Here is an 11,917-nt window from a genome sequence, read left to right on the forward strand (position 1 = left end):
ATAGATGAAAAGAAGAAATTTTATAAAAAATAGTGCACTCGCTACTAGTATGGCATTTGTACCAAGCTTCTTGAAGGCATTTGAAGGTGTATTTCCAAATAAATTTGGTCATAGAAATTTAGTTATCATTCATCTTATGGGTGGTAATGATGGGCTAAACACCATAGTACCTATAAACAACGACATATACTACAATGCTAGACCCAAAATTGCCATTAGAAAAAGTGATACTATTAAATTAAATTATGAAATAGGTTTTCATAAGAGTTTAGCTCCTTTAAAAAGACTTTATGATGATGGTCATTTAAGTATTATAAATAATGTTGGTTATCCAAATCCTAGCCGTTCTCATTTTACTTCAACTGATATTTGGCATACGGCAAGTGATCACGAAAACATATTGGAGTCTGGTTGGATAGGTAGATATTTAGATAATTATGGAAGAAAGCCATATAACGCTATTCAAATTGATGACGATTTAGCTTTAGCTTTAAGAGGGGAAAGATTAAATGGTATTGCCACAAAGCAGGCTAAACAACTTTATAGATCATTGCAAGAATCTGACTTCAATTCTATTTTATCTCATTACGATAATAGTCATTTAACTGAACACAACTTAGGTTATTTATATCAAACAATGATAGATGCTAAATCATCTGCAAGATACCTCTATGAAAAAACATTAGATTCTAAACTGTCTGAGAGCTATCCTAAAAAATCTAGTCTTTCTTCTCAATTAAAAGTTGTAGGTCAATTTATTAATTCTGGAATAGATACGAGTGTATACTATACAACTCTAAACGGATTTGACACCCATGCGTTTCAAAATAATAAGCATGAAAACTTACTAAAGGTTTATGCAGAAGCAGTAGATGCATTTGTTAAAGATTTAAAGCAAAACAACACATTTAAGGACACACTGATTCTAACCTTTTCTGAATTTGGAAGACGTGTTGAGCAGAATTTTAGTGATGGTACCGATCATGGTGCTGCAAACAACATTTTTGTTATTGGAAAAAATTTAAAAAGAGCAGGGTTTTATAATCAATTAGCCAATTTAAAGGACCTGGATGATAATGGTGATTTAAAATATGAAATTGATTTTAGGGAGGTTTACGCCACAATTTTAAATAATTGGTTAGAAGTTGATGATAGAAGAATCCTTAATAAATCATTCAGTAAATTAAACTTTATTTAAAGCACAAATAAAAAACCTTGCCTCAAAAAGGATTTAATCCTATTGCTGCAAGGTTTGTATAAATTGATTAATAGCACATCAAAGATGCACATAAAAATTATCTCAGGATAAAAATTATGATGAATGGCTAAAAAAAATGTATGACGTGTAATTTTTAACTTGAATTATCGATAACATGCAAGAAAGACGGTTAAAACAACTAAAATTACCGATTAAACTCAACTATACCTTACTTTTCTTAAAATACGAATAGTCTCCTTATATGAATTATAAAGAGTATTACTATATTTTTTAATATAGGGTTTTGCATAATCTAACTTTGGAAGTGCATCTTCAAAACCATTTAAGTAACAAATGAGATAACTAGCTGCTAAATTTTCCAGGTCAGCTATTTCATGATTAGCTAAACTTATGCCTTTTTCTAATTTTTCTAAAATTGAATTATTGGTATTATAAATATGATGTAAAACCTTTCTATTGAATTGTGGTGGTTCAAAAATAAGATTGGCATCTATAGAATAATTGGCATTATTATCAAAACTTATAGTTGTTTCTTCAAGTTTATAATATTTAAATGAATTTTGAAGACCAAGTCTTACATATTCTATAATAGTGAATGAGTGATCATCAAAAGTTATTGAAACTTCATCTAATGCTGAATAAAATAACCGAACCTGTTCGTTTATTAGCTCAATATCAACTCTTGAAAAAAACACTTCTTCTTTAACCTTTTTTTCGTCACCTGACCAACACAGCACAAAATACTCTTTAAATACCTTGTATTGAGGATTATAGTCCTGACGCTTGTTTAGAAAATCAAAAACACCATCCAGGGTTAATTTTATGTTGTTTTGAGCGTGATTTTCAATTGCTGAAACAATTTTAGAATTTACATCTTTGATTTCTATGTCAAAGACTTTAGGCATGCTCATACTACCATCTCTAAAAAAAACAGAACCACCATAATATTTCCAGATATTCTTTCTAAGGGATGTAATTTTATCGATCGGTCTTATCGTGACAAGACCGACTACCTTATCATCAGGTAAATGTGGAAAAGGTATATTTTCGTATTGAACTATTGGTGGATTAGTTAGGTAGGCATTTATTAGATTTTGAATTTTACTATCATCAAAAAAATCAGTTCCGATGATTTTATTGTCCTCATCCTGTACTCCTATAACTATGTATGAGTTGTTTTTTGGATTGCTGTTAGATAACGCACAGATATGTTTTAGAAATTTTGCCTTACCCTCTTTATAACTAATATCTACCTTTCTTTTTTTATCATAGAAACTATTCTCATCATTATGAGCGAGTAAGTTTTTTATAAGAAGACGTTTATTAATCATATTACAACAAGGTAATACAGGTTATGCTCAAGATTTTTTTAAAGTTGTTGAATTAGCTTGAGCTGTTGGGAAAACAAGAACATCAGCTAGATTAACATGTGCAGGTCTTGTAATTGCAAAATGAATTATTTCAGCAATGTCCTCGGCTTGTAACGCTTTGTAACCTTTATATACATTATCTGCTTGTGCCCCACCCTTAAACCTAACCTCAGAAAATTCGGTTTCAACCAAACCTGGATTTATAGCACTAACTTTAATGCCAAATGGATTAAGATCAATTCGCATTCCTTCGGTAATCGCTAAAACGGCATGTTTACTGGCACAATAAACATTACCCTTTGGATATACCTCCTTACCTGCAGACGAACCAATATTTATGATGTGACCAGAATTACGTTCAGTCATTCCAGTTATTATGGCCTTACTTACATATAATAGTCCTTTTACATTTATATCCATCATGGCATCCCAATCGTCTAGACTCCCATCTTGGATAGGGTCTAATCCATGAGCATTACCAGCATTATTTATTAAGATGTCGATAGTTTTAAATTCTTTAGGTATTGAAGAAATTGCTTCTAATGTTTTTTCTCTATTGCGCACATCAAAATTTAAAGTATGTACATCCGTTTCTCTAGAAAGTGCTTTTTCAATGCTATCAAGTCTTGTTTGGCGTCTACCACAGAGAATTAAATTAATACCATGTTTTGCAAAAACATGTGCCGTAGCACGTCCAATACCACTAGTTGCGCCTGTAATCAATGCTGTTTTTTTCATAATTTATTTATTATGGTACTTTATGCCCTTGACAAGCTACTAAAATTAAGAACCAGTCTTCTAGTTCAAGATTAATCTTTGTGGCTTCCATAGCTAGCTTTAACCTTTCCTTGTTGGTTGTACCTACAACAGGTATAATACCTGATGGATGCTTAAGTGTCCATGCTAGCAGCAGTTGATCTTCAGTAGCTTTATATTTATCTAGTAGTGCTCCGAGTTGTTTATGAATTCGTCTTGTGTGTTCATTATCTTCTCTGAAAACTGAACCCAATGGAGACCACGCCATAGGCCTTATGCCACAAGTTAACATATAATCTAATGTACCATTGTGCATTGCTGAATGATTAGTCAGAGAAAACTCTATTTGATTAACATCTATATCCATCCGAAGACCTACCATATCCATTTGCGAAGGTGTAAAATTTGAAACACCAAAATCTCTAATTTTACCATCTTTTTTGAGAACAGTAATAGCATCAGCAATTTCTTCAGCAACCATTAATGGACTTGGTCTATGGAGTAACAGTAAATCTAAATATTCTGTATTTAAATTTTTCAAGGATTCTTCAACAGACCAAATAATATAGTCTTTGTTGTAGTTATAGTGTTTAACTTTATTATCGCGATTTTCACATACGTATTGGATGCCACATTTAGAAATCAATTGAATATCTTCACGCTTTACACCAGAGTTGGCAAATGCTTTTCCGAAATCAGATTCTGTAGTGTATGCACCGTAAATATCTGCATGGTCAAAGGTGGTAATGCCATGAGCAATACAATGGTGCATAAGTGATTCCATCTCTTTTTTAGACATTTTCCTGCCCCAACTGCCCCAGGTCATTGTACCGGCAATAATTTTAGAATATTTCAAGTTAAAGTGGTTTTTAGGTTAATAGCGGTATTAAAAGTAAATAAAATAGATAGATTTTGTTCTTATTATGGAAAGAAGATTATGCCATTAAGTCTAATTGAAATTAAAAAAAGAATTTTATGATTATTGAAATCCAAAATAGTTATATTCAACGTAATTAAACATAGATTATAAATTTAATCAATATGAAATTTTTGAAATACTTCTTAATATTATTTACGCTGATTTTTATTTCCTGTGATGATTCTAGTAATGATGATATTAATGGGAAGGGGACTTTATCTATTCGGTTAGTTGATGAACCTGGCGATTATGAAAATGTCTATGTAGAAATCTTAGACGTTATGATTAAGTATGAGGGTTCTGATTCTCAAGATGATGAAAGTGGTTGGGATTCTGTCGGTATAGTTGAACCTGGCATATATGATTTATTAGAATTAACCGGAGGGACAAGTTTGCAACTCGTAGATAATGAAGAAATAGAAAGTGGAACAATTAAGCAGATTAGATTAATTCTGGGAGAAGAGAATTCTTTGGTTATTGAAGGCCAATCTGAACCAATTCCACTTAATACACCAAGTGCTCAACAATCAGGATTGAAAGTGATGGTTAATCAGGAAGTTCTTGCTGGGTTTAACTATGATTTTGTTTTAGATTTTGATGTTGATGAATCAATTGTTATGGCCGGAAATTCAGGAAATTATAATTTAAAGCCTGTTTTAAGAGCAAGTTTAGAAATAAATTCTGGGACAATTATAGGCAACGTTCAACCTAGTAATGTTATTATTGAAATTGAGGCGTCAAACGGTGCTGAAACAGCATCAACTTTTATTGATGCGGAAGGTGATTTTGAAATTCCTGGATTGTCAGAAGGCATTTATACTTTAACGATTACTCCAGACAATGACTCTATGTTAAATGTTCAAATTATTGAAAATATTGAGGTCACAATTGGCGATGTAATCGACGTGGGTAGTATTACCTTGCAGTAGTGTTAACAAAATTTTATTGAAAAGCGCGTTATTATTGGAATATCGCGCTTTTTTTTAACCAATTGTTAACAGCAACTAACAAATTATTTTAACACTTTGCATCTTCGAAAATTTTATTATTAAGTAGTTTCGATATTAAACCCTTAAAACATGGAAGAAACGAGTACAATTGATATCAAATCAATTAACGAGAAGATTGAAAAAGAAAGTGCGTTTGTTGATTTATTAACCTTTGAAATGAATAAGGTAATTGTAGGTCAAAAGCATATGATAGAACGTTTGTTAATTGGTCTACTTGGTCAGGGTCATATTTTACTTGAGGGTGTGCCAGGTTTAGCAAAGACTTTAGCAATTAACACTCTATCAAAGGCAATCGACGCTAGTTTTAGCAGAATACAATTCACACCAGACTTATTGCCAGCAGATGTAATAGGTACCCTTATTTACAACATTAAGGAAAATGATTTTTCAATAAAGAAAGGTCCAATATTTGCGAATTTTATTCTCGCAGATGAGATTAACAGAGCTCCTGCAAAAGTACAATCTGCATTGTTAGAAGCTATGCAAGAAAAACAGGTTACCATTGGTGATGAAACTTTTATACTTGAGAAGCCATTTTTAGTTATGGCAACTCAAAACCCAGTTGAGCAAGAAGGAACCTATCCTTTACCAGAAGCACAGGTTGATCGTTTTATGCTTAAAACTGTTATTGACTATCCCAAAATGGATGAGGAGCAATTAATAGTAAGAGCAAATTTAAAAGGCACTTACGACAAAGTGAATCCTGTAGTTTCATCAAAACAAATTCTTAGTGCACAAGAAGCAGTAAGAGAGGTCTATATGGATGAGAAAATTGAGAAATATATTCTCGATATAATTTTTGCCACACGTTATCCAGAAAAGTATAATCTAGCGGATTTAAAACCTCTAATTTCTTTTGGGGCATCACCTCGTGGAAGTATTAATTTGGCAATTGCGGCAAAGTGTTATGCCTTTATAAAACGAAGAGGTTATGTTATTCCAGAAGACGTTCGTGCTGTGGTACATGATGTATTACGTCATAGAATAGGAATCACTTATGAGGCTGAGGCCGAAAATGTTACTTCAGAAGATATAATTAATAAGATTGTAAACGAAATCGAAGTACCATAAATGAGTTCACAGTATTCAGTAAAATTCGTTCGAGCGCGAAAATATGCTGAATTAAACTTACTGAAAACTGAGTCTATCAACTGTAAACTGAGAAATGGATACCAAGGAACTTCTTAAAAAAGTACGAAAAATAGAGATTAAGACACGTCGGTTGTCTGATCATATATTTGGAGGAGAATACCATTCAACCTTTAAGGGAAGAGGTATGACTTTTTCTGAAGTAAGACAGTATCAATTTGGAGATGATGTAAGAAATATTGACTGGAATGTCACAGCCAGGTACAATGAGCCATTCGTAAAAGTTTTTGAAGAAGAACGAGAGCTTACAATGATGCTAATGGCAGATGTTTCAGCCAGTAAATTTTTTGGGACTAAAAATCAATTTAAGGATGAGATAGTTACAGAAATTGCCGCCACTCTTGCATTTTCAGCAACACAAAACAATGACAAAATTGGTCTCATTCTTTTTTCGGATGAGATTGAATTATACATTCCACCAAAAAAAGGACGTTCGCACGTGTTAAGAATTATTCGTGAGCTAATTGAATTTAAGCCTAAAAGTAAAAACACCAATGTAAGTCAGGCCTTTAAGTTTTTATCAAATGTTATGAAAAAGAAGGCCATTGTATTTGTCTTGTCCGATTTTATTGCAGATGATTATAAACACAACCTTAAGATTTCAGCAGGCAAGCATGACATAACAGGAATAAGAATTTATGATAAACATGAAGCAACAATTCCTAACATAGGAATGGTACAAATGGAGGATGAGGAAACTGGAGAATTATTGTTGGTAAATACAGCAGCGAAGAATGTAAGAACAAACTACGAGAAGTTTTATAAAGCAAAAGTCAATTACTTTAAAGATAGTTTTACAAAATCTGGAGCTGGTACAATTGATTGTAGAGTAGATGAGAGTTATGTAAAGAAACTCTTAGGGTATTTTAAAAGAAGAGGATAGGAAGTGATGAATTACGAGGAATACATAATGAATGGGATTAAATACAGGACTAAACAATTGATCTTGTTTGTGTTATTTGCTCTTTATACTTTGGTTTCCTTCGGACAAGTTTCTTCAAAAGTTGATACCACTCAGATAAGGATTGGCGAACAAATTAGTTACAAAATAAATGTTGAGGCAGATTCCTCTTCATTAGTTGTTTTTCCAGAGGGGCAAACATTTTTGCCATTAGAGGCTGTTGAAGCATCTGACATTGATACAACAAAAAACGATGCCAAGTTTTTGTTATCCCGAATATATAAACTTACTCAGTTTGATTCTGGTGCTTACACAATTCCACGTCAAAAAATAATTATAGGCGACAAACCATTCTTCACCGATTCACTGAAAGTAATGGTTAATACTATTGAAGTTGACACTACCAAACAAGGTTTGTATGATATTAAGCCAATAATTGAAGTTGATAAATCAGGAGGAAGTTGGTGGAAGTATTTATTAATAACATTGTTTGCAATTGGTCTAATTGCCTTCTTGTTGTATTGGTTTATTTGGCGAAAAAAGCCCTTAACAGAAGAAGAGGAGATTGCACTTTTACCTCCTTATGACCGTGCTAAAATGGCAATTAAGAAACTAGATGAGAATCAGTATTTAATAAAATCTGAAATTAAAAAATATTATTCTGAGCTTACGCTGATTATTCGTAAATACTTAGATGAAAAGGTATACAATCGTGCAATGGAAAGCACAACAGATGAACTCATTTTAAGACTTCAACTTTTAAAAGATGGTAATCAAGTACCTTTAAAGAAGGATACTATAAACAATCTACAATCTATCCTTAAGCGTGCAGATTTGGTAAAATTTGCCAAGTCTAAGCCAGATACTGCTTTAGCAGAAATGGATAGAGATATTATTGTTAAAGAAATAGATAATGTTAAAGCTAGTTTGCCAGAACCATCAGAAGAAGAAAAACTTTTAGATAGGCAATATAAAGAAGCACAGGAGCGCAAGAGGAAGCGAAATAAAATAATCCTTACTGTAGCTATTTCATTATTTCTAATTATTGCAACATTTGTAGGATTTGGAATTAAATATGGATTTGGATTTGTAAAGGATACAATTATTGGACATGAGAGTAAAGAACTTTTAGAGGGTAATTGGGTTGAAAGCGCCTACGGCTTTCCTCCTGTATGGATTGAAACTCCGAGAGTTCTAAAACGTGTTGATTCTCCTTTACCTGAGGAAGCCAAAGAACAAATGAGTATGACCACTTTTGTTTACGGTACAATGCTAGATATATTCAGTGTAGCAGTAAATACAACAACTCTTAATGTTCCAAAACAAACACCTCAGACAAAAGAGACTGAGAACCCAACATTCGATTTATTTAGGGTTTCAGAAGAAAGTATAAAAGGATTTGAATCTAAAGGGGCAAGAGATATTCTTGTGAAACGAGATCAGTTTATAACACCAAATGCAGCGGAAGGACTTAAAACTTTTGGGACATTTAATATTGTTATTCCAAATACAAATAAAATTGTTAATGCTGAGTATGCGCTATTCAGTTTTTCAAATGAAAATGTACTACAACAAATAATTATTACTTGGCCAGATAATGATGAATATGCAGATGAAATGGTACAACGTATAATTGATTCGATAGAGTTAAAACCAGATGAACCCGAAGAAGAGGACAACTAATGTTTGAGAATATTGAATTTTTAAATAAAGAACTATTCTGGTTGCTATTGTTAATCCCACTAGCAATAGTTTGGTATGTCTTTAAGCATAATAAACAGACAGCCGAATTAAAGATGTCTAGTGTTAAAGGGTTTAAATTGGTGTCATCTTTTTGGTCTAAGTTTAAACATATACTTTTTGCATTGCGATTAATAGCATTAGGGTTATTAATTACTGCAATTGCAAGACCAAGGACTGTAGATGTTTCAACAAGAACCAAGACTACTAGAGGTATAGATATTGTAATGGCAATAGATGTTTCTGCAAGTATGCTTGCAAAAGATTTAAGGCCTAATAGACTAGAAGCATTAAAGCAAGTGGCTTCAGATTTTATTGATGGTAGGCCAAATGATAGAATAGGATTAGTAGAATATGCCGGTGAAGCTTATACAAAAACACCAATTACTAGTGATAAGTCTATTGTTCAAAGATCTTTAAGAGATATAAAGTATAATACCATTATAGAAGGAGGCACAGCAATAGGAATGGGACTCGCTACTTCCGTAAATAGACTTAAGGATAGTAGGGCAAAAAGTAAAGTTATTATTCTTCTTACTGATGGTGTAAACAATTCAGGTTTTATCGACCCTAAAATAGCAAGTGAACTGGCCGTTGAATATGGTATTAAAGTATACACCATAGGTTTAGGAACCAATGGTATGGCTCTTTCTCCTATTTCAATAAACCCTAATGGAACTTTTAGATATGGAAGACAACAAGTGGAAATTGATGAAGAATTATTAGAGGAAATTGCAGATGTTACAGGTGGTAAATACTTTAGGGCAACAAATAACAAAAAGTTAGCCGAAATTTACAATGAAATCAATAAGCTTGAAAAAACTGAAATAGAAGAAAAGAAGTATTATAACTATGAGGAAAAATATAGACCTCTGGTACTTCTTGCTGGACTATTACTGATATTAGAACTAATTCTTAGAAATACAATATTTAGAAGTTTTGTTTAGACTAGATGAGAAAATATGGTTTTGGACATTGCTGGTAATACCAGTAATTATATTGTTATTTACTTTGTTGCAAATATGGAGACGTTCCGCACAGAAAAGATTTGCAGATAGCCACCTACTTAAAAGATTAAGTCCAAACCAATCATTATTTAAAAGCATATTAAAGGTGTTAGTCTTATGTGGTGCCTTTGCATGTTTGTCATTAGCCCTTGTAAATCCAAAAATAGGGACAAAACTAGAGACAGTTAGGAGTCAGGGTGTGGATATTGTTTTCGCTGTAGATGTTTCAAAAAGCATGTTGGCTGAAGATATTGCACCAAACCGATTAGAAAAGTCAAAACAATTGGTTACTCAGATCATTAATAGCTTAGCGAGTGATCGTGTGGGAATAATTGCTTATGCAGGTAAAGCTTTTCCACAGTTACCTATTACAACAGATTATGCTTCGGCTAAAATGTTTTTACAAAACATGAATACTGATATGTTGTCTTCACAGGGAACAGCAATACACGAAGCTATTCAATTGGCAAAAACTTATTATGATGATGAAGAACAAACCAATAGGATATTAATTATTATATCAGATGGTGAGGATCATGGAGGAGAGGCAGTAGACATAGCGGAAGAAGCTAGCGATCAAGGGATTAGAATTCTTACTGTTGGTGTTGGTGATGCTAAAGGAGGACCAATCCCAATTAAAAGAAATGGCATAATCTTAAATTATAAAAAAGATCAAAACGGAGAAACAGTAATTACACGATTAGATGAAACTACTTTGAGAGAGATCGCGGAGGAAACTAATGGCATTTACATTAATGGTAGTAATACAACAGAGGTGGTAGATTCCATTAAGGATCTTCTGGATAAAATGGATAAAAAGGAATTCGAATCTAAGCAAATTGCAGACTTTAAAGACCAGTTTCAATGGTTTTTAGGCTTAGGTATTTTTTTGTTGTTTATAGATATTTTCCTTTTGGAAAGAAAAACCGCATGGTTAAAAAAATTAAACCTTTTTAATGAGAACTTTTAATTATTCTTTAACGCACTCTGACAAAAGGGTTTGCTAATTTTAAATAAGAAACAGTAAAAATGAAATTCAATTTACTAGTTATAGCGTCATTAATAACTATTATGAGCTTTTCGCAAGAAAAATCAAAAGCTCAAATAGAAGCTGAAAAAAAGGCAACTAATTTAGTATATAAAGGAAACGAACTCCTAGGTGATGAGAATTTTGTTGACGCAGAAATGGAATATAGAAAAGCCATTTCAGAATCACCAAATAAAGCTGTTGGTGCCTATAATTTAGCACACTCCTACTATAAGAAAGGAAGTTTCGACGAGGCATTATTTAGAAGTCAAGAAGCAGCAAATAACGCAAAGACCAAAGATGAGAAGCATAGGGCGTTTCACAATATTGGTAACATATTGATGCAAAATGAACAGTGTAAGGAAGCGGTTGAAGCATTTAAGAATGCATTGCGCAACAATTCAGCAGATGAGGAAACCAGATATAATTTTGCTTTAGCCAAAGAGTGCGCAGAACAACAAAAAGATGGTGGTGGTGAGGATAATAAAGAGGATAAAGACAAAGAACAAGAAAAAGATAAAGAAGAGGAGGAAAAAAAGCAAGACGAAAATAAGGACGAAGGTGACAAGGACAAGAAAGATGGGGATAAAGAAGAAGATGAAAAAGGAAAGCCTAAAGATGATAAAAAAGATGATGGTAAAGGAAAAGATAACAAGGACAAGAATCAAAAACCTAAGCCAAAACCAGGGCAAATGTCTCCTCAACAGATTAAAAATATCTTAGAGGCTATGCAAAATCAAGAACAAAAAGTTCAAGAAAAAATAAATGCCGAAAAGCAAAAAGGGGCGAAAGTAAAAACTGAAAAAGATTGGTAACAGA

The 11,917-nt window shown here is 32.7% G+C and carries 11 protein-coding genes; 8 read left to right on the forward strand and 3 right to left on the reverse strand.

Features of this window, described 5'->3' with window-relative positions:
* Window positions 1-4: 4 nt before the first annotated feature.
* Complete coding sequence (locus ACFWV9_RS04935; protein WP_411894126.1) at window positions 5-1,198, forward strand: DUF1501 domain-containing protein; 1,194 nt, start codon at window positions 5-7, stop codon at window positions 1,196-1,198.
* Between the two features lie 218 nt (window positions 1,199-1,416).
* On the opposite strand, the gene ACFWV9_RS04940 is transcribed toward ACFWV9_RS04935, so the two are convergent.
* From ACFWV9_RS04940 to ACFWV9_RS04950, 3 genes are read right to left on the reverse strand one after another with little or no spacing between them, the layout of a single operon-like run.
* Window positions 1,417-2,550, reverse strand: a complete 1,134-nt coding sequence (locus ACFWV9_RS04940) for an ATP-binding protein (RefSeq protein WP_411894127.1) — start codon at window positions 2,548-2,550, stop codon at window positions 1,417-1,419.
* 27 nt (window positions 2,551-2,577) lie between these two features.
* Window positions 2,578-3,327, reverse strand: a complete 750-nt coding sequence (locus tag ACFWV9_RS04945; protein WP_411894128.1) for an SDR family NAD(P)-dependent oxidoreductase — start codon at window positions 3,325-3,327, stop codon at window positions 2,578-2,580.
* A gap of 10 nt (window positions 3,328-3,337) precedes the next feature.
* Window positions 3,338-4,201: an aldo/keto reductase family oxidoreductase gene (locus tag ACFWV9_RS04950; RefSeq protein ID WP_411894129.1), complete on the reverse strand. Its 864-nt coding sequence runs from the start codon at window positions 4,199-4,201 to the stop codon at window positions 3,338-3,340.
* 185 nt (window positions 4,202-4,386) lie between these two features.
* On the opposite strand from ACFWV9_RS04950, the gene ACFWV9_RS04955 reads away from it, so the two are divergent.
* The 7 genes from ACFWV9_RS04955 (at window position 4,387) to ACFWV9_RS04985 (ending at window position 11,913) form a co-directional block, all read left to right on the forward strand.
* A complete protein-coding gene (locus ACFWV9_RS04955; protein WP_411894130.1) occupies window positions 4,387-5,193 on the forward strand; it encodes a DUF4382 domain-containing protein in 807 nt (268 codons plus the stop codon).
* A 150-nt stretch (window positions 5,194-5,343) separates the two neighbouring features.
* On the forward strand, window positions 5,344-6,345 hold the full coding sequence (locus ACFWV9_RS04960) for an AAA family ATPase (protein WP_411894131.1): 1,002 nt from the start codon (window positions 5,344-5,346) through the stop codon (window positions 6,343-6,345).
* Between the two features lie 94 nt (window positions 6,346-6,439).
* Complete coding sequence (locus ACFWV9_RS04965) at window positions 6,440-7,306, forward strand: DUF58 domain-containing protein (RefSeq protein WP_411894132.1); 867 nt, start codon at window positions 6,440-6,442, stop codon at window positions 7,304-7,306.
* A 6-nt stretch (window positions 7,307-7,312) separates the two neighbouring features.
* On the forward strand, window positions 7,313-9,007 hold the full coding sequence (locus ACFWV9_RS04970) for a hypothetical protein (RefSeq protein ID WP_411894133.1): 1,695 nt from the start codon (window positions 7,313-7,315) through the stop codon (window positions 9,005-9,007).
* Window positions 9,007-10,011, forward strand: a complete 1,005-nt coding sequence (locus tag ACFWV9_RS04975) for a vWA domain-containing protein (RefSeq protein ID WP_411894134.1) — start codon at window positions 9,007-9,009, stop codon at window positions 10,009-10,011. The genes ACFWV9_RS04970 and ACFWV9_RS04975 overlap by 1 nt, the downstream gene beginning before the upstream one ends.
* Complete coding sequence (locus ACFWV9_RS04980; protein ID WP_411894135.1) at window positions 10,004-11,041, forward strand: vWA domain-containing protein; 1,038 nt, start codon at window positions 10,004-10,006, stop codon at window positions 11,039-11,041. Before ACFWV9_RS04975 ends, ACFWV9_RS04980 begins: the two co-directional genes overlap by 8 nt.
* Before the next feature lie 59 nt (window positions 11,042-11,100).
* Window positions 11,101-11,913: an aerotolerance regulator BatC gene (locus ACFWV9_RS04985; protein WP_411894136.1), complete on the forward strand. Its 813-nt coding sequence runs from the start codon at window positions 11,101-11,103 to the stop codon at window positions 11,911-11,913.
* Window positions 11,914-11,917 lie beyond the last annotated feature (4 nt).

The sequence above is a fragment of the Winogradskyella sp. A2 genome, from assembly GCF_046762865.1.
Classification (GTDB): Bacteria; Bacteroidota; Bacteroidia; order Flavobacteriales; family Flavobacteriaceae; genus Winogradskyella.